This window comes from Streptomyces sp. NPDC048420 (assembly GCF_040651535.1).
Classification (GTDB): domain Bacteria; phylum Actinomycetota; class Actinomycetes; order Streptomycetales; family Streptomycetaceae; genus Streptomyces.
The window spans coordinates 194,734-213,062 of sequence record NZ_JBEZKG010000002.1 but is presented as its reverse complement, the minus strand read 5'-3'; the positions used below and the strand labels follow the sequence as shown (position 1 = coordinate 213,062).

The 18,329-nt window shown below is 69.9% G+C and carries 13 protein-coding genes and 1 tRNA gene; 5 read left to right on the top strand and 9 right to left on the bottom strand.

Annotated features, from left to right (window positions below; genetic code table 11):
* Window positions 1-2 precede the first annotated feature (2 nt).
* Genes AB0D34_RS03695 through AB0D34_RS03680 form a run of 4 tightly spaced genes read left to right on the top strand, consistent with a single transcriptional unit; the run spans window position 3 to window position 2,701 of the window.
* The gene (locus AB0D34_RS03695; RefSeq protein ID WP_362655915.1) at window positions 3-212 is read left to right on the top strand and encodes a hypothetical protein; all 210 of its coding nucleotides are present in this window, start codon (window positions 3-5) and stop codon (window positions 210-212) included.
* Window positions 209-847 (top strand): aminodeoxychorismate/anthranilate synthase component II, encoded by a 639-nt coding sequence (locus tag AB0D34_RS03690; RefSeq protein ID WP_362655913.1) that lies wholly within the window; start codon window positions 209-211, stop codon window positions 845-847. Before AB0D34_RS03695 ends, AB0D34_RS03690 begins: the two co-directional genes overlap by 4 nt.
* A complete protein-coding gene (locus tag AB0D34_RS03685) occupies window positions 844-1,947 on the top strand; it encodes a class E sortase (RefSeq protein ID WP_362655910.1) in 1,104 nt (367 codons plus the stop codon). Before AB0D34_RS03690 ends, AB0D34_RS03685 begins: the two co-directional genes overlap by 4 nt.
* A gap of 13 nt (window positions 1,948-1,960) precedes the next feature.
* Complete coding sequence (locus tag AB0D34_RS03680) at window positions 1,961-2,701, top strand: class E sortase (protein ID WP_362655907.1); 741 nt, start codon at window positions 1,961-1,963, stop codon at window positions 2,699-2,701.
* A gap of 7 nt (window positions 2,702-2,708) precedes the next feature.
* On the opposite strand, the gene AB0D34_RS03675 is transcribed toward AB0D34_RS03680, so the two are convergent.
* The 7 genes from AB0D34_RS03675 to AB0D34_RS03645 form a co-directional block, all read right to left on the bottom strand.
* On the bottom strand, window positions 2,709-6,056 hold the full coding sequence (locus AB0D34_RS03675; protein WP_362655904.1) for an NACHT domain-containing protein: 3,348 nt from the start codon (window positions 6,054-6,056) through the stop codon (window positions 2,709-2,711).
* A 138-nt stretch (window positions 6,057-6,194) separates the two neighbouring features.
* The gene (pknB, locus tag AB0D34_RS03670) at window positions 6,195-8,189 is read right to left on the bottom strand and encodes a Stk1 family PASTA domain-containing Ser/Thr kinase (RefSeq protein WP_362655901.1); all 1,995 of its coding nucleotides are present in this window, start codon (window positions 8,187-8,189) and stop codon (window positions 6,195-6,197) included.
* Between the two features lie 169 nt (window positions 8,190-8,358).
* Window positions 8,359-9,834: a penicillin-binding protein 2 gene (locus tag AB0D34_RS03665; protein ID WP_362655898.1), complete on the bottom strand. Its 1,476-nt coding sequence runs from the start codon at window positions 9,832-9,834 to the stop codon at window positions 8,359-8,361.
* Window positions 9,831-11,270 carry an FtsW/RodA/SpoVE family cell cycle protein gene (locus AB0D34_RS03660; RefSeq protein ID WP_362655895.1) on the bottom strand — a complete coding sequence of 480 codons (1,440 nt, stop codon included), beginning with the start codon at window positions 11,268-11,270 and terminating at the stop codon, window positions 9,831-9,833. The genes AB0D34_RS03665 and AB0D34_RS03660 overlap by 4 nt, the downstream gene beginning before the upstream one ends.
* A 27-nt stretch (window positions 11,271-11,297) precedes the next feature.
* Window positions 11,298-12,860, bottom strand: coding sequence for a Stp1/IreP family PP2C-type Ser/Thr phosphatase (locus AB0D34_RS03655; RefSeq protein WP_362656633.1), 1,563 nt, complete (start codon window positions 12,858-12,860; stop codon window positions 11,298-11,300).
* 98 nt (window positions 12,861-12,958) lie between these two features.
* Complete coding sequence (locus AB0D34_RS03650) at window positions 12,959-13,474, bottom strand: FHA domain-containing protein (protein WP_362655893.1); 516 nt, start codon at window positions 13,472-13,474, stop codon at window positions 12,959-12,961.
* Between the two features lie 10 nt (window positions 13,475-13,484).
* On the bottom strand, window positions 13,485-14,372 hold the full coding sequence (locus AB0D34_RS03645; RefSeq protein ID WP_362655890.1) for a DUF3662 and FHA domain-containing protein: 888 nt from the start codon (window positions 14,370-14,372) through the stop codon (window positions 13,485-13,487).
* A gap of 468 nt (window positions 14,373-14,840) precedes the next feature.
* Here AB0D34_RS03645 and AB0D34_RS03640 point away from each other — a divergent pair.
* A tRNA-Leu gene (locus AB0D34_RS03640) sits at window positions 14,841-14,927 on the top strand.
* A 179-nt stretch (window positions 14,928-15,106) separates the two neighbouring features.
* Here the strand turns inward: AB0D34_RS03640 and AB0D34_RS03635 are convergent.
* Both AB0D34_RS03635 and AB0D34_RS03630 read right to left on the bottom strand, forming a co-directional pair.
* Window positions 15,107-17,548: an FtsX-like permease family protein gene (locus AB0D34_RS03635; RefSeq protein WP_362655887.1), complete on the bottom strand. Its 2,442-nt coding sequence runs from the start codon at window positions 17,546-17,548 to the stop codon at window positions 15,107-15,109.
* Entirely contained in the window at window positions 17,542-18,315 is a 774-nt protein-coding gene (locus AB0D34_RS03630) for an ABC transporter ATP-binding protein (protein WP_362655884.1), read from the bottom strand. Before AB0D34_RS03630 ends, AB0D34_RS03635 begins: the two co-directional genes overlap by 7 nt.
* Between the last annotated feature and the right edge of the window lie 14 nt (window positions 18,316-18,329).

The following is an 18,329-nucleotide window of genomic DNA, read 5'->3' as shown; positions in this document are numbered from 1 at the left end:
TGGTGCGGTACGGCGTGTGTCTGGTGCCGTGGTACGACGGAAGGGACGGCATGTACGGCTGGATCTGGCGGCATCTGCCGGGCAACGCGTGGGTCAAGGCGTTGCTCTCACTGGTGCTGGCGATTGCTGTGGTCTACGTCCTCTTCCAGTACGTCTTCCCGTGGGCCGAACCACTGCTGCCCTTCAACGATGTGACGGTGGACAACCAGTGAGCGCGCGCATTCTCGTCGTCGACAACTACGACAGCTTCGTCTTCAACCTGGTCCAGTACCTGTACCAGCTGGGTGCCGAGTGCGAGGTGCTGCGCAACGACGAGGTGTCGACGGCGCACGCCCAGGACGGTTTCGACGGCGTGCTGCTGTCGCCGGGCCCTGGGACACCGGAGGAGGCGGGCGTGTGTGTGGACATGGTCCGCCACTGTGCCTCGACCGGGGTACCCGTCTTCGGCGTCTGTCTGGGCATGCAGTCGATGCAGGTGGCGTACGGCGGTGTCGTGAACCGCGCCCCGGAGCTGCTGCACGGCAAGACGTCGTTGGTCGAGCACGAGGGCCGCGGGGTCTTCGCCGGGCTGCCGACGCCGTTCACCGCGACCCGGTACCACTCGCTGGCCGCCGCGCCGGCGACGGTCCCGGCCGAGCTGGAGGTCACCGCGCGGACGCACGACGGGATCATCATGGGGCTCAGGCACCGTGAACTCCCGGTCGAGGGTGTGCAGTTCCATCCCGAGTCGGTGCTGACGGAGCACGGGCACCTGATGCTGGCCAACTGGCTGGTGGAGTGCGGCGACCAGGGCGCGGTGGCGAGGTCGGCGGGGCTCGCCCCGGTGGTGGGCAGGGCCACGGCGTGACGGCCCTGCGCCCCGAGCGCGAGGACTTGTACGGCGACGCGTCGTACGAGTCCTACGGTGGCGATCCCTACGGCGGGGAGTCGTACGCCGAGGAGTCGTACATCGAGGAGCCTTTCGGCGGGGTGCCTTCGGGCGGTGCGTCTTCGGGTGGGGTGACGCAACCGTATGTGCCTCCTGCCGACGACGAGACGGTGGCGTTGCGGATACCGGATCCGCCGCCGTCCTCCATATCCGCTTCTGCGGCCTCTTCCGTCACATCCGCCACTGGATCCCCACAGGGCGGCCGTGCGGCCCGCAGAAAGGCCGCCAAGGGCCGTCACGGGCGTCATGGCGGCGGGGCCGCCCCCGAGTCGCAGCCGGAGCAGGAGTCGCCGGACGGGAAGCCGCTCTCCCGTGTGGAGGCCCGTCGGCAGGCCAAGGCGCGCAAGCCCGGTCCGGCCGTCGTCGCGAGCCGGGCGATCGGTGAGGTGTTCATCACCACCGGTGTGCTGATGCTGCTGTTCGTCAGCTACCAGCTGTGGTGGACCAACGTCCGGGCGCATGCGGCGGCGGACAAGGAGGCGAGCAGCCTCCAGAACGACTGGGCGAGCGGCAAGGGCGCGCCGGGCACCTTCGAGCCGGGGCAGGGCTTTGCCCTTCTCCACATCCCCAAGCTGGACGTGGTCGTGCCGATCGCGGAGGGCGTCAGCAACAAGAAGGTGCTCGACAAGGGCATGGTCGGGCACTACAGCGAGGGCGCGCTGAAGACGGCGATGCCCGACGCCAAGACCGGCAACTTCGCCCTCGCCGGGCACCGCAACACACACGGTGAGCCCTTCCGTTACATCAACAAGCTCAGCCCGGGTGACGCGATCGTCGTCGAGACGCAGGACGAGTACTACGTCTACAAGATGACGTCGACGCTGCCGGTGACCTCTCCGAGCAACACGAGCGTGATCAACCCCATCCCCACCGGGTCCGGTTTCACCACGGCCGGCCGCTACATCACCCTCACCACCTGCACGCCGGAGTTCACCAGCAAGTACCGGTTGATCGTCTGGGGCAAGATGGTCGAGGAACGGCCGCGCAGCAAGGGCAAGCCGGATGCGCTCGTCCAGTAAGGGCAGATGACTAGTGGCAGCGACCACCGAGCAGCAAGAGCAGCACACCGGCGCCCCCGCGCGGCGTCGCCGCGGTATCGGCCGGATCGCCATGGCGGTCAGCGTCTTCGGTGAACTCCTCATCACGGCGGGTCTGGTGCTCGGCCTGTTCGTCGTCTACTCGCTGTGGTGGACGAACGTCGTCGCCGACCGTGCGGCGGACAAACAGGCCGACAAGGTGCGCGACACCTGGACCGAGCGGACCACCAGTGGTCCCGGCGCGCTGGACACCAAGAACGGGATCGGCTTCCTGCACGTCCCCGCGATGAAGAACGGCGAGGTCCTGGTCGAGAAGGGCACCTCGACGGAGATCCTCAACGACGGTGTGGCCGGCTACTACACCGACCCGGTCAAGGCCACGCTTCCCACCAGCGGCAAGACGGGCAACTTCTCCCTTGCCGCCCACCGGGACGGCCACGGCGCGAAGTTCCACAACATCGACAAGGTCAGGAAGGGCGACCCGATCGTCTTCGAGACCAAGGACGAGTGGTACGTCTACAAGGTCTACGCCGTCCTCGCCGAGACCTCGAAGTACAACGTCAAGGTCCTCGGCCAGATCCCCAAGGAGTCCGGCAAGAAGAAGGCCGGCCACTACATCACGCTGACGACGTGCACGCCCGTGTACACCTCGCGGTACCGGTATGTGGTGTGGGGGGAGCTGGTGCGCACGGAGAAGGTGGACAGCGAGCGGACGTTGCCGAAGGAACTGCGCTGACGTCCCCCTACCGGTAGAGCTGCACCGAGGGCGACAGGGCGTCAGCGCCTCGCAGCCGGTCGGAGTCGATGCCGACGGTCAGATGCTCCAGCTGGGAAAGCGCCGCGAGCGGGGCCACGTCGAGGTCGCCCTCGGCGGTCATGTCTCCTCTGATCTCACAGATCCGCAGCCCCGGAAACGCCGTCGGCAGCCGGTGGACCGCGGCCTGGACGGCACGGTCGCCCCCGCTCTTCAGGGAGAGATGGGCCACGTGCCCCAGGACCGTGGCCGGGTCGAGGACCTCGAACGAAGCGGCGGTGACGTCGAGTTCGAGGAGAGCTGCAAGACGGCTGATCTCCTCCCAGTCCTCGACCGAGGCGGGGCTCGACAGGGGACAGAGCCTGAGCTGTTCGAGCTCGGAGAAGTCGCCCAGGCCCCGCAGACCGTCCGACGGCTGTGCCAGCCCCGCGATTCTCAGACTGGACAGCGGGGATTGCCTCGGCAGCCACTCCACCGGCCAGGAGAGCGGGGAGATGCTGTTGATCTCCAGGGCGCGCAGCTGCCGCAGCCGGGACACCGAGCCCAGGTCGACGGCCTCGGTACCGGAGACGCTGAGGGAGAGAGTGGTCAGCGACAGCTCCGTCAGGGCCGACAGGTCAGCGAGGGCGGGGCAGTCGCCGAGGACGAGGCTCCGTAGCTCCGACTGCCCGGCCAGCCAGGAGAGGTCCGTGATCGTGTCGTTCGCGACCGTCAGGGAGGTGCAGGTGTGCCGGGAGGCGTACGCCGCCAGGGCCGGGCCGGAGACGGTGGACCTGATGCGCAGATACGCCGGCCGCAGCCCGAGGCGGAGCAACTGGTCGAGTTGGTCGTCGGACTGGATGGTGTAGGTGAGCTTGCCCGGATCCATGCGCGCGACGACTTCCTCGGCGTATTGAGCCGTGTCGTAGCGGGGCCAGGCCTGCAGCAGAAGACTGCCGACCAGGGGGAAGGGGTGCTCGGCGAAACGGGCCAGGAAAGTGAGCGCCGCGTCCGACTTTATGTGCGAGGCGGCGACGACCACGTGGTACGCGGTCACGTCCTCCGTGATGTCCTCCGGCCCGGGCAGCAGTCTGAGGATGAGCGGCCCCGCCTCGGCGAGCGCCCGGGCCTCCTCCTCGCTCTCGGGCGGGATGAGCTTCGCGGTACGGAGCTCCACGGCCTCCCGCACGGCGGGTTCGAGGGCCGTGGCGTGCTCCAGGCACGCGGCGGCCAGCAGGTAGACGCGGGCCCGGACCCGCTCGTCCTCGGTACGGTCCCCCAGCGCGAGCAGATCCTGGAAGATCGAGACGCGTTCACGTGCCCGCGCGAGGGCGACGGCCATGCGGATGACGTCCTCCCACTGGTCGTCCGCCGCGTGGGCCACCAGCAGCCCGAAGTCGCCCTCCTCCAGGACCGCCCGGGCGCCCAGGAAGTCCTGGAAGGTGCGGTGGATGAAGTCCACCGCGTCGGGCGCGGGTTCGCGCAGCAGACCGCTGCGCTCCAGGAAGAACTCGAAGACGGCCGGGACGCCGCCCAGCGCGGCCACCTCGGGTACGGCGGGCAGGGCACGGCCGATGATGTCCTCGGCGCGCGAACGGTCCATCTCGGTACGGCCGTTCTTGATCAGCCAGTACGCCAGTCGCTGGAGCACGTCGAGCTGCGGATCGTCGGCGAGTTCGGGACCGGCCATGTCCCGCTCCCGGTCCCGGCGGCTGAGCAGCATCGACAGCGCGGCCTCGTACAGCTCCTTGCGGCCGTGCGGGAGGTAGCCGCGCCGGTCGCGGTGCAGGGCGCAGATCAGCCCGCACATCAGCGGGTTGGTCGCGAGCCGGCCCAGGTCGTCCTCGGTGCGGACGGCCCTCAGCAGCTGTGCCTCGTACCGGTCCAGGTCGGCGTCGTCGTCCGTGCCGGTACGGGCCGCCTCGTGCCAGCGCCTGATGAAGGTGGCGATGTCGGCCGGGCTCATCGCGGACAGCGTCAGCTCGGTGAACTCGTCCTCGGAGAGCCAGTCCTGGTCGACGGCCGACGGGCGTGAGGTGACCAGCCAGCGGTTGTCCTCGTGGTACGTCTCGGTCAGGGTCCGCAGCCAGTTCCGGGTGCGTTCCCGTTCGGCCTCGGGGATCTCGTCGATGCCGTCGATCAGGACCAGGCCCCGCCCGGCGCGCAGAACCCGGTTCTCCCAGCCGTCGGGCTGGGTGCCGTCGAGCGGACAGTCGACCGCCGACAGGAACGACCTGGGCGCGGGCAGACTCCTGCCGTTGCGGGTGAGGGTTCTGAGGGGCAGTACGAACGGAACGCGGTCGTCCAGGTGGTCGTACTGCTCGGGCAGGTCGTCACGGGTGGCGCTGACCGCCAGCCACTGGACGAGCGTGGTCTTGCCCGAACCGGCCTCGCCGCGGAGCAGGACACGGCGGGTGGTGGCGAGGGCCTGGTCGGCGGTCTGCGGGGTGGCCAGGTGCCGGACGCGTGACCTCAGCACCTCCCACCTCTCGTGGGTGTTGAGCTTCCGGAACGCCCCGGGCTCTCGCCGCAGGGACGCGTCGGCGTCGGCGAACAGGTCCCAGAGGTCCCCCTGCGAAGGCGTGCTGTCCGGGCGGTCGAGCAGGCCCTTCTCGGCGAGCCGCACGAGTCGCTCGTACGCCTGCTGGATTCCCGAGGACGCCTCCAGGCTCAGGTACGCCACGTCCAGGGGCCAGTGGCGGCGGGAGTTGTTGAGGTCGATGCCGTAGATCGTGAGCTTGCCGTGGCGTTTGGCGATGTGGGCGAGGTAGTCCCGCTCGAAGGCGGCGTCCGTGTCGCCGGGACGGGGATTGCGGCTGATGAGTTCGTCGACCTTGGCGATGAGCTCGCCGGTCGACTGGGACTGTCCGACCAGGGTGTGGGCGACGAAGGTCGAGCGCTGGGTGAAGAAGTGCAGGATGTGCAGGCAGGCGGTGTCGAGCAGGGAGTCGTAGAAGTGGGTGGCGTCCGCCGAGAGGTGGCGCTCGGGGTGGTCGCCGGCCTTGCGGAGGGTGCGGGCGAACTCCCGGGGGCCGAGGTTGACGGCATCGAGGTCGGTGATCGTGAGGTCGCCTAGGGCCCGCAGGGTGGTGGCGAGCGCGTCGACGACGGCCTGGCGTTCGTCGGCGGCGATCGGGCGTTCGCCGGTGCGCAGGGCCTGGGCGACCAGCTTGCGGGCGAGGCGTCGGACGTCGGCGTCGGTGAGGGAGCGCTTCTCCCCCTTGAAGGAGACGTACCCCGAGATGCGCAGGGGCTTGTCGACCAGCCCGGCACCCGGCCCCTCCGTGACGAAGAGCTTCCTGACCAGGGGGCGGACGGCGGCGGAAGCGAGCCGGACGCCGATGGTCGTGGGTTCCAACTGTGCCCCCGTAGAACGACTTTGCCTCTGGTGGACGGCTGATCGTCCATCGTATCGACAGGACTCGGGAGCGCGGGTACGACAGAGCCCCGGCCACCTTGTCGAGGTGCCGGGGCTCTGTCGTGCACTGCCGTGCGGCTAGCCGCCGGTGCCGCCTCCGAAGAAGCCTCCGCCGTTGTTGCCGCCGTTGTTGCCGTTGCCCGTGTTCACCGTGGCCAGGGTGATCTGGGTGCTGGCCGGGTCGTCGACCTCGTTGCCCGCCGGGGGGTCCTGCTGTATCACGAGAGCCGTGTCGCTCTGGTCGCTGCCGTTCGCGAACCGGATGTTCGTGAAGCCGGCGTTGTTCAGGATCTGCCTGGCCTGACCCAACGTCTGGTTGACGACGTTCGGGACCTCGGTCTTGTCCGCCGGCTTGCCGATCTGGATGTTGACCGACGAGTTCTTGTCGACCTGCGTACCGGCCTGCGGGGAGGTCGCGATGACCTTGCCGATCTTGTTGGTGTCGTCGGTCTCCACCTCGGTGCAGTTGCCGACGAGGTTGTTCGCCTGCATCTGTGCCTTGGCCTCGTCACAGGAACGGTCGGTGACGTCCGGGACCGTGGACTTCGCCTCGGCCTTGGCGATGGTGAGGGTGACGGTAGAACCCTTCTCGACCTCCTGGCCGAGCTCCGGGTCCTGCTTGAGGACGGTGCCCACCTCCTCGGTGGACTCCTCCTGCTTGGTCTTGACGACGAACTGGTACTTGTCGCCTTCCAGCGTCTCCGTGGCGTCGTCGACGTTCTGGCCGAGGACGCTGGGGACGGCCACCTTGGGCGCACCGGTGGACACCACGATGTCGACTGCGGACTTCTTGTCGACCTTGGTGCCGCCGGTCGGGTTCTGCTCGCAGATATTGCCCTTGGCGGTGTTCTCGCAGGCCTTCTGCGTGACCTGGCCGATGGTCAGGTCGACGTTGGTCAGCTGCTGTTTCGCGGCTGCCTGTGACTGGTTGACGAGGTTCGGCACCGCCACGGTGTCGTTGCCCGCGCCTCCGCCGCTGAAGATCCACTTACCGATGAGGATCGCGCCGACGAGCACCAGGACACCGGCCACCACCAGCAGGATCGTCGAGGTGTTCGACTTCTTCTGGCGGCGCCGGTCGGGGCGGTCGTCGTAGCCGTAGCCGCCGTCGTCCGGGTTCATCGGCGGCAGCATGGTGGTGGCGCCCGCGTCGGCGCGCAGGGCCGTGGTCGGCTGGTCGTCCGGGTAGCCGCCGTAGCCCACCGAGCCCATCGCCGCGGTGGCCGCGACCGGCTGGCCGTCGAGGCAGGCCTCGATGTCGACGCGCATCTCGTCGGCGGACTGGTAGCGGTAGTTGGGGTCCTTGACCAGGGCCTTGAGGACGATGGCGTCCATCTCGGGCGTGATCTCGGGGTCGAAGACCGACGGGGGCTGCGCCTCCTCGCGTACGTGCTGGTACGCGACGGCCACCGGGGAGTCGCCCACGAAGGGCGGACGGACCGTCAGCAGCTCGTAGAGGAGACAGCCCGTCGAGTAGAGGTCCGACCTCGCGTCGACCTGCTCGCCCTTCGCCTGCTCCGGCGAGAGGTACTGGGCGGTCCCGATGACCGCGGAGGTCTGCGTCATCGTCATGCCGGAGTCGCCCATGGCGCGGGCGATGCCGAAGTCCATGACCTTGACCTGGCCGTTGCGCGTGAGCATGACGTTGGCCGGCTTGATGTCCCGGTGGACGATCCCGCTGCGGTGGGAGTACTCCAGCGCCTGGAGGATCCCGATGGTCATCTCCAGGGACCGCTCCGGCAGCAGCTTGCGGCCGCTGTGCAGGAGTTCGCGGAGCGTGGAACCGTCGACGTACTCCATGACGATGTACGGGATCGAGACCCCGTCGATGTAGTCCTCGCCCGTGTCGTAGACCGCCACGATCGCGGGATGGTTGAGCGAGGCGGCCGACTGGGCCTCCCGGCGGAACCGGGCCTGGAAGGACGGGTCGCGCGCGAGGTCCGCGCGCAGCGTCTTCACCGCCACCGTGCGGCCGAGGCGCGTGTCCATGGCGAGGTAGACCTCCGCCATGCCACCACGGCCGAGCACCTGGCCCAGCTCGTACCGGCCGCCGAGGCGACGCGGCTCTTCCATAGCTTCCTACCAGCCCTCTCCGTCGGTCCCGACCGGCACGTCTGTGCCGTCGGAGGCTGCACTCCGGGCCTACCGTACCCGGCTAGCTTTGTGTGACCTGGCCAAGTGCGTCACCCGATACAGGACCGGTATCGCAACGTGCACCGATGTGAAGGGGACGTGAGCGGGGTCACTTCTTGGAGTCGATGACCGCCTCCATCACGTTCTTCGCGATCGGGGCGGCGAGACCTCCGCCGGAGATGTTCTCGCGGGCCGCCGCATTGTCGTCCTGGATCACGACAGCGACCGCTACCGGTGCGCTGTCTCCGACCTTGGCGTACGAGATGAACCAGGCGTACGGGTTCTTGCTGTTGTTCTCGCCCTGCTGGGCGGTACCGGTCTTGCCGCCCACCGTGACGCCGTTGATCCGCGCGTTCTTGCCGGTGCCGTCGTTGACGACGGTCTCCATCATCGACTGGAGGATCTGGGCGTTCTCCGCGGAGAGCGGCTCGCTCATCTTCTCCGGCTCGGTCTTCTCGAGGGTGTCGAGGTTCGGGGCCTGGAGTGAGTCGACCATGTACGGCTTCATCAGGGTGCCGTTGTTGGCGACGGCAGAGGCGACCATGGCCATCTGGAGCGGGGACGCGGCGGTGTTGTACTGGCCGATCGAGGACAGCGCGGTCTGCGACTGGTTCATGTCGCTGGAGAAGACCGATGCGCTGGAGCGCACCGGCGTGAACTGCTCCTCGTCGAAGCCGAACTTCTTCGCCTCGGCCAGCATCTTCTCGTTGCCGAGGTCGGAGCCGACCTTGCCGAAGACGGTGTTGCAGGAGAACTGGAGCGCGACCCGCAGGGTGGCGTTCTTGCAGGGGATGTTGCCCTCGTTCGGCAACTGGGTCGTGGTGCCCGGCATGGTCCACGGCAGTGGCGAGTCGGTCTTCTCGTCGGCCGAGGTGTACAGGCCGTTCTCCAGAGCGGCGGCCGCGGTGACGACCTTGAAGGTGGAGCCGGGCGGGTAGACCTCGCGCAGCGCCCGGTTGAGCATCGGGTCGTCGGGGTTGTTCTTCTTGTCGAGCTTCTTCCAGGCCGCCGCGTCCGAGTCGCTGCCGCCCGCGATCGTCGACGGGTCGTACGACGGGTAGGAGGCCAGCGCCAGGATCTTGCCGGTGGACGGCTCGATGGCGGCGACCGCGCCCTTGCCGCCCTGCTTCTTCAGACCGTCGTAGGCGGCCTTCTGCGCGGCGGCGCTGAGGGTGGTGACGACATTGCCGCCCTCCTTGGCCTTGCCGGTGAGCATGTCGAGGGTGTTGCGGAAGAAGAGCCGGTCGTCGTTGCCGGTGAGGATGCCGTCCTCGATGGACTCCAGCTGGTTGGCGCCGTAGGACTGCGAGACGAAGCCGGTGACCGGCGCCCACATGGCGCCGTCCTTGTAGGTGCGCTTGTACTTGAAGTCGCCCGACGTCGTCTCCGCGTGCCCGGTGATGGCCTTGCCGTCGACGATGATGTCGCCGCGGGGGGTGGCGTACCGCGCGATGAGCACACGGCGGTTCTTCGGGTCGTCCTTGAGGCTGTCGGCCTTGACGTACTGCAGCCAGTTGTCCCGCAGCAGCAGCGTGAGGACGAGGAGGCCGCAGAAGATCGCGATCCGGCGCAGGGGCTTGTTCATGAGGGGCGGACCACCTGGGTCATCTCGGCGTCGGGGCTGGGGGCGGGGGCGGGCGCCGGGCGGCGGGCGGTGTCGCTGATCCTCAGCAGGATGCCGATCAGGGCCCAGTTGGCGATGACGGAGGAACCGCCGTACGCCAGGAAGGGCATCGTCATACCGGTCAGCGGGATCAGGCCCATCACACCGCCGGCGACCACGAAGACCTGGAGGGCGAAGGCGCCGGACAGGCCGACGGCGAGGAGCTTGCCGAAGGGGTCGCGGGCGGCGAGTGCGGTGCGGACACCACGCTCCACGATCAGGCCGTACAGGAGCAGGATCGCCATGAGGCCGGCCAGGCCCAGTTCCTCGCCGAAGGTGGCGAGGATGAAGTCGGAGTTGGCGGCGAAGCGGATCAGCTCGGAGTGGCCCTGGCCCCAGCCGGTGCCGAGGGTGCCGCCGGAGCCGAACGCCCACAGGGCCTGCATGGCCTGCTCGGAGTGGCCGACGACGCCCTGCTGGCTGAGCGTGTACTCCTTCATCGGGTCGAGCCAGGCCTGGACCCGCTGCTGGACGTGCGACTCGAAGGAGGCCACGCCCACCGCGCCCGCCGCCGACATCAGCAGACCGAAGACGATCCAGCTGGTCCGCTCGGTGGCGACGTACAGCATGATGATGAACATTCCGAAGAACAGCAGCGAGGTACCGAGGTCGGTCTCGAACACCAGGATGAGGATCGAGATGAACCAGACGACCAGGATCGGTCCGAGGTCGCGGCCGCGCGGCAGGTAGAGGCCCATGAAGCGGCGGCTGGCGAGCGCGAGCGCGTCCCGCTTGACCATGAGGTAGCCGGCGAAGAACACCGCGAGGACGATCTTGGCGAACTCGCCGGGCTGGATGGTGAAGCTGCCGAGCTTGATCCAGATCTTGGCGCCGTAGACGTTCAGGCCGAGGCCCGGGACCAGCGGGAGCAGCAGCAGGACCAGCGCGCCGACCATGGAGATGTAGGTGTAGCGCTGGAGGACGCGATGGTCCTTGAGGAACACCATGACGACGGCGAACAGCGCGATGCCGAGCGCCGTGTAGATCAGCTGGTTGGTGGCCTTGCCGCCGGCGACCCCGAGCCCCCGCAGCAGCGCCGACTGGTCGAGCCGCCAGATCGCGACGAGCCCGAGCCCGTTCAGCAGGGTCGCGAGCGGCAGCATCAGCGGGTCCGCGTACGGTGCGAACTTGCGTACGACGAGATGGGCGACGCCGGCCAGCAGGCCGAGGCCCAGGCCGTAGCTCAGCAGTCCGGACGGGACCTGGTCGTTGATGGCCAGGCCGACGTTGGCGTAGGCGAAGACCGGGATGAGGACGGCGAACACCAGCAGCGCCAGCTCGGTGTTACGGCGGCTCGGGGCGCCGATCGCGCCGATCGTGGACGTGTGGTGCGTCGACGGGTTGGTTGTACTGCTCATGGTGTGACGGGGCCTCTCACGGCTTGCCTACTGCGTACCGCATTGCCCGACGACCTGCTTCTCCTGGTCCGAGAGAGTGGGACCGGGGGTGGGAGTGGCGGTCGGGGATGCGGAAGCGCTCGGGGACGGCGAGGTCGTGCCGGTCGGTGTCGGTGTGGCTTTGGACGTGAGGGAGGACTGAGTGGTTCCCGTGGTGCCGCCGGCCTCGCCCTCGCCCGTCTTGGAGTTCTTCTTGCTCTCCGTGGCCTGCGCCTGGGCTTCCTTCCGGCACGCGGAGGCCTGGACGCCCAGCTCGTCGATCTTCTTCTGGGCCGTCTTCAGGTCGCCCTCGGCGATGGTGCCCTCGACCGACTTCTGCTGGTAGGGCGGCAGGTACTTGAGTTCGATCTCGGGGTGGTCCTTCTCCACCTTCGACAGCGAGACCCAGGCCAGGTCCTGGCTGATGCCCCGGTACAGCGCGACGTGCTCGCCGTTGGTGCCGACGTAGTACTGCGTCTGCGTCCAGCGCCAGCCGCCGTACAGGCCACCGCCGATGACGGCGAGCGCGAGGACCGTGTAGAAGGATCTCTTCAGCCACCTGCGGCCCTTGCGGGGCTTGACGAAGTCGTCGTCGGTGTAGTCGCCGAAGCTGCCCGCGGGGGTGTAGCCGGTGGTGTCGCCGGAGCCGGGCGGGCCGAACTCGCCGCCGCCCTGTCCGGGCACCTGCCGGCCGAGCCCGGAGGCGCGGCCCGCGGGGGTCTGCATGATGCCGTTGTCGTGCAGCTGGTGCTGGTTCTCGGCGACCGCGCCGACCACGACGGGCTGGTCGTTCAGCTGTCCGGCGAGGGTGTCGCCGGTGTCCAGGTCGAGGACGTCGGCCACGATGACCGTGATGTTGTCGGGGCCGCCGCCGCGCAGCGCGAGCTGGATCAGCTCCTGCACGGTCTCCTGGGGGCCCTGGTAGCTGGCGAGGGTGTCCTCGAGCGTCTGGTGGGAGACCACGCCGGACAGGCCGTCGGAGCAGATCAGGTAGCGGTCGCCGGCGCGGACCTCGCGGATGGAGAGGTCGGGCTCGACGTGCTCGCCGCTGCCCAGCGCCCGCATCAGCAGGGAGCGCTGGGGGTGGGTGGTGGCCTCTTCCTCGGTGATGCGGCCCTCGTCGACCAGCCGCTGCACCCAGGTGTGGTCCTGGGTGATCTGGGTCAGGACGCCGTCCCGGAGCAGGTAGGCGCGTGAGTCGCCGACGTGCACCAGACCGAGGCGCTGACCCGTCCACAGCAGGGCGGTCAGGGTGGTCCCCATGCCTTCGAGCTGGGGGTCCTCCTCGACCAGGGCGCGCAGCTGGTCGTTGGCGCGCTGGACGGCGGTGCCGAGGGAGGTGAGGACGTCGGAGCCGGGGACGTCGTCGTCGAGGGCGACGATGGTGGAGATGGCCTCGGAGGAGGCGACCTCACCGGCGGCGGCGCCGCCCATGCCGTCGGCGATGGCGAGCAGGCGTGGTCCGGCGTATCCGGAGTCCTCGTTGCCCTCCCGGATCATGCCTTTGTGCGATCCGGCGGCGAAGCGCAGTGACAGACTCATGCGCACCTCGCCTGTCGGCTCCGGGTACATCCGCACGGTGCCCACCCTCCGGTCGGGAGCGCGCCGGGGCCCGAGGTGGGGGCCCACTCCGCGTGCTCGCTCCGCTCGCGCCTATTCATGATGTAGCACTACTTCCGCAGCTCGATGACGGTCTTGCCGATACGGATCGGCGCGCCCAGCGGAATCGGTGTGGGAGTCGTCAGCCGCGTTCGGTCGAGATACGTGCCGTTGGTGGAGCCCAGGTCCTCGACGATCCACTGGCCGTCGCGGTCCGGGTAGATCCTGGCATGGCGGCTGGAGGCGTAGTCGTCGTCCAGCACGATGGTGCTGTCGTGCGCCCGGCCCAGGCTGATGGTCTGGCCCTGCAGCGCGACGGTCGTGCCGGTGAGGGTGCCCTCGGACACGACGAGCTTGGTCGGGGCGTTACGGCGCTGGCGGCCGCCGGCGGCCGGCTGCTGGCGCTGCTGCGGGGGTGCCTGCCGCTGCGCCTGCTGCTGTGCTCGGCCGGCCTCCCGGCGCGAGCCGCGCTGGGTGACGCGCGTACCGAACAGGTCGCTGCGGATGACCTGCACGGCCACGATCACGAACAGCCACAGTACGGCCAGGAAACCCAGCCGCATGACCGTGAGGGTCAGCTCTGACATTGCCCCCGCTTCACCCTTCGGCTTGCCGGTAAATGATGGTGGTGCTGCCCACGACGATCCGCGAGCCGTCGCGGAGCGTAGCGCGGGTGGTGTGCTGCCCGTCCACCACGATGCCGTTGGTGGACCCGAGATCCTGGATCGTCGAGGGCGTTCCGGTCCGGATCTCACAGTGCCGGCGCGAGACGCCGGGGTCGTCGATCCGCACGTCGGCTTCGGTGCTGCGGCCCAGCACCAGCGTTGCGCGGGAGATCTGATGGCGGGTGCCGTTGATCTCGATCCAGTGGCGGGTGCGGGAGCCCGGCGCGGGCGCGCCGACCGGGCCGCCGGCGCCGGGGCGCTGGGCCTGGGCCGGCTGCGGATAGCCGTAGCCGCCGGGGGCCCCACGGCCGCCGGGCGGCGGCGCGGTCGGCATGGGCGGGGCGCCCGCGGGGGCGGCCGGCGGATAGCCGTAGCCGCCCGCTCCCGCGCCGGGGGCGCCGGGGCGGCCGGCCGGGGCTCCGGTCCCGGGGGCCTGCTGGTTGGTGGAGGAGGCGAGCGTACGGCTGCGCACCCGGTACAGACCGGTGTCGAGGTCGTCCGCCTTCTCCAGGTTGACCTTGATCGGGCCCATGAAGGTGTAGCGCTGCTGCTTGGCGTAGTCCTTCACCATGCCGGCGAGCTCGTCGCCGAGCTGGCCCGAGTAGGGGCTGAGCCGCTCGAAGTCGGGCGTGCTCAGCTCCACGATGAAGTCGTTGGGTACGACCGTGCGGTCGCGGTTCCAGATGGTGGCGTTGTTGTCGCACTCCCGCTGGAGCGCGCCCGCGATCTCCACGGGCTGGACCTCGGACTTGAACACCTTGGCGAAGGTGCCGTTGACCAGACCTTCGAGACGCTGCTCGAACTTCTTCAGGACTCCCATGAGGCACCTCCTCCGTCCTTGCCGTCCTGGGTACTGCGCTGCGTGCTGCTTACCTGGTACTGCTTACTGATCGTATCCACGCGCCGGTGAATCGGCTGGTTCCCCCTGTCGGCACTGTCGACGGGTGTCGACGCCTCCGAAGTTCCCTGTGAAGCTCCACTTCGAACTCCGCTGTCGAACTCCTCTGTCAAGGATCGTAGAGGCGGCCGCAGACCAGTGTCCCGCACCTGACTGTGGACCCTGACCGGCTCCTGGGGAGACGGGGACTACCGGTACGAGGTTGATACGTGAACCGGCACAGGTTGATACGTGGCCGACGGCACCCCGGTTCGGTGGACCGCGTCCGAAGCCGCTGGTGGGCGGCTGCCCCCGGATAAGGGATGTGAACCCACCCCCTCCCGCGTGCTAATGTTCTGCGTGTCGGAAGGCGCCGCACCGCAAGGCCAGGAGCCCGAGGACACACCCAATGCGCGGGTGGCGGAATAGGCAGACGCGCTGGATTCAGGTTCCAGTGCCCGCAAGGGCGTGGGGGTTCAACTCCCCCCTCGCGCACCACTGGAAGCCCCCCAGGTCCTGGACCTGGGGGGCTTTTTGCTGTCCGGGTGCGGGCCCCGGGTGGTGGCGGGGCTCACGCTGTGAGGTCGCTCTCACTGACGTCCGGTCGGCTGTGGAAGAGCCAGGAGTTGCTGTCGTACGACGGCCCGGTCGCCTGCGGGAGGCGGCCCGGCCGTCGGTCACTCCCGCATACCTGCCGGCTCCACCGCCCGGCGCCGCATGGCCAGCGCGGCCGGGGCGACGGAGGACACCACCGCGAGTACGGCACACGCGCCCACGGTCGCTCCGAGCTCCGTCCAGGGCAGCACCACCGTGCTCCGCACCGACAGCAGGCCGAGCGCGCTCCACATGCCCGCCAGGTTGAATGCGGCGACCAGGAGTCCGAGCACCGCGCCGACCGCGACGACCATCAGCGCCTCTCCGGCGACCAGCCGCAGTACCTGCGGGCGGGTGGCCCCGGCCAGCCGCAGCACGGCCAGGTCGCGTACCCGGTCGGAGGTCGCCATGACCATCGTGTTGGCCAGGGAGATCCCGGTGTAGAGGAGGGCGATGCCGAGGACCAGCAGGAAGCCGTACCGGGTGGTCCGGTTGGTCTCGGGGTAAGTGGCCCGCACCCACTGGTCCTTGGTGAGGACCTGCCCGCCCGCCTCGGTGAGCGCGGTGGCCACGGCGGCCGGATCGGCACCGTCGGCGAGGGCGACGTCCACGCAGTCGACGCTCGCGCCGGGGGCGTTGGCGGGGGTGACGTACGCGCCGTTGTCGCCGGTGCCGGTGGTCATCACCGCGGCGATCCGCAGCGACTTCTTCGTGCCGTCCCCGAGCCACACCTCGACGCTCTGCCCGACGGTGTGCTTCTCCCACTCCTCGTTGACGATGATCGAGTCGTCGTCGAGGTCGCTCACCCTGCCGGAGGCCAGCGGCAGGTGCATGGTCCTGGCGAGCGGGCCCGCCTCCGCCGCCCGGGCCGCGGACTTGACGAGGGCGACGCCCTCCTCCAGGACGTACACGGCGCTCGACGAGGTGGCCGAGACCAGGGCGCCCTTTGTCCTGCGCAGCTTGGTGAGCGTTGCCGCGTCGAACCCGGCGTCCCCGGCCGGGGTGACCACGAACGCGGCCGAGGTCTGCTCGCGCCTCTCGGTGGCCTTCGCCTCGTTCAGGGTGGCCGTGGCACCCAGCAGCGAGCCCGCGAGGGCCACGGTGACCAGGACGGGCGCCGCGACGGCCGTCGTACGGCGGATGCCCGCGGCCGCGTTCTCCCGCACCAGCATCCCGCCCGCGCCGGGCAGTCGGGCCGGCAGCCAGGCGATCAGCCGGGTGAGCGGGCGCACCAGGGCCGGTGCGAGCAGCGCGACCGCGGTGATCAGCAGCATCGGACGGCTCACATAGGTCTTGCGGTGCAGCAGCTCGCCCGGGTCGGAGACCAGGGCCACGGCCAAGGTCACCGTCGCGGTCAGCAGCAGGCCCGCTCCGAACATTCGGCGGCCCCACGTCATCGCCGAGGTGTCCACGGACGCCTCGCGCAGCGCCTGGGTGGGCCCGGTGCGGCCGGCCCGCCAGGACGCGGCGATCACTCCGAGCAGCGCGACGAGCAGACCGGTCCAGAAGGCCAGGTGGTACGGCCAGGTGGAGTCGCCGATGGTGAACCAGCGGGGCGCGAGACCGCCGTCGACCACCCATGCGGCGAGCTTCGGGGCGCCGTACGCGCCGAGGACGCAGCCGGCCGCCGACGCCAGTACGCCGACCACCAGGGCCTCCGCGCACACCATCCGCCTGACCTGGCCGGGCGTGGCCCCCGCGATGCGCAGCAGGCCGAACTCCCGGCGCCGCTGGGCGACCGCGAAGGCGAACGTGGACGACACCACGAACACCGACACGAAGGCGGTGACCCCGCCGGCCGTGCCGAACAGGGCGTTCATCGCGGTGAGCGCCTCGCTGTCACGGTCCGGGTCGGCGTCCGCGAGACGGCGGTCGGTGCCGGTGAGGACCTGGAGGTCCTGGCCCGCGACGGCCGCGCGTACGTCCGCCGCGTCCGCCTTCACGACCAACTGGGTGCTCCTCGGCGACAGTTCGGCGGCGCGGGCGTCGGTGTAGAAGACGGCGTCCTCGAAGCCGCGCGAGGCGACGGTTCCGACGACCGTCACGGTGCCCCGGTCGGTGGCGAGGCGCTCACCGGGCCGTGCCCAGTCGCCGGTGACGACGACCTCGTCGGCGGCTCGGGGAGCACGGCCGCCGTCGATCTCGTACGGCGCGAAGGCGGCCGTGGGCCAGGGGTGGCCGACCAGATCGCCGGGTCCCCGCGCGGCCCGTACGGGGAAGGACCGGTCCGCGATGACGGGGCCGAGCTGCCGGAGCCTCGCCACGGTCGCCTCGGGCACCGGGCGCGGGTGGGCGAGTTCGTGGGTGCGGTCGCCGATCGGGGTCTCCACCCGCAGGGTGTCCTGGCCCTGGACGACGACCGGTGCCGTGGCGAACCGCTCCGGCTGCCGTTCGGGCGCGTCCAGGGAGGAGGCGAGGGCCAGGCCCATCACGGCGAGCAGGGCGACGCCCAGGGAGAGCGCGAGGAAGCTGCCGGCGAAGGTGACCCAGCGGGTGCGCAGGGTGCGCAGGGCGACGCTCAGCACGGCACGGCCTCCAGCCTGGTCGTACGGGCCGCGATGTCGTCCGCGCTCGCGCCGGTCAGCTCGCCGTCGACCCGGCCGTCGACGAGGAGGACCACGCGGTCGGCGTAGGAGGCGGCCACCGGGTCGTGGGTGACCATGATGATCGTCTGGCCCTCGCCGTCGACCATGGAGCGCAGCAGGGTCAGCACCTCACGGCTGGTCTGCGAGTCCAGGGCGCCGGTCGGCTCGTCGCCGAAGAGGACCTCGGGGCGGGTGATCAGGGCGCGGGCGAGGGCGACGCGCTGCTGCTGGCCGCCGGACATCTCGGTCGGCTGGTGTCGGGCGCGGTCGCCGAGACCTACCTGCCGGAGAACCTCGCGGACCCGGGACTGCGGCACCCGCCGGCCGGCCAGCCTCAGCGGCAGGGCGACGTTCTGCTCGGCGGTCAGCGCCGGCAGCAGGTTGAACGCCTGGAACACGAACCCGATGCGCTCGCGGCGCAGCAGGGTCAGCCCGGTCTCGCTGAGCCCGGTCAGCTCGGTGCCGGCCACCAGGACCGAGCCCGAGGTGGGGCGGTCCAGGCCCGCTGCGCACTGCAGCAGGGTGGACTTGCCGGAGCCGGAGGGGCCCATGACGGCGGTGAAGGTGCCGCGGGGGAAGGCGAGGGAGACCTGGTCGAGGGCCGTTACGGTGCTGTCGCCCGACCTGTAGCTCCTGGTGAGGGAGCGCAACCGAATGGCGTCGCCGCCACTGTGCGCCGCCGTTTGCTTCGTCGGCCGAGCCGTCATACGGGTGCCGCCTC

Coding starts and splice junctions, on each gene's coding strand:
- AB0D34_RS03650 (WP_362655893.1), bottom strand. CDS start 13,474: ATGTCAGAGCTGACCCTCACGGTCATGCGGCTGGGTTTCCTGGCCGTA.
- AB0D34_RS03630 (WP_362655884.1), bottom strand. CDS start 18,315: ATGACGGCTCGGCCGACGAAGCAAACGGCGGCGCACAGTGGCGGCGAC.
- pknB (WP_362655901.1), bottom strand. CDS start 8,189: ATGGAAGAGCCGCGTCGCCTCGGCGGCCGGTACGAGCTGGGCCAGGTG.
- AB0D34_RS03665 (WP_362655898.1), bottom strand. CDS start 9,834: ATGAACAAGCCCCTGCGCCGGATCGCGATCTTCTGCGGCCTCCTCGTC.
- AB0D34_RS03655 (WP_362656633.1), bottom strand. CDS start 12,860: ATGTACCCGGAGCCGACAGGCGAGGTGCGCATGAGTCTGTCACTGCGC.
- AB0D34_RS03660 (WP_362655895.1), bottom strand. CDS start 11,270: ATGAGCAGTACAACCAACCCGTCGACGCACCACACGTCCACGATCGGC.
- AB0D34_RS03645 (WP_362655890.1), bottom strand. CDS start 14,372: ATGGGAGTCCTGAAGAAGTTCGAGCAGCGTCTCGAAGGTCTGGTCAAC.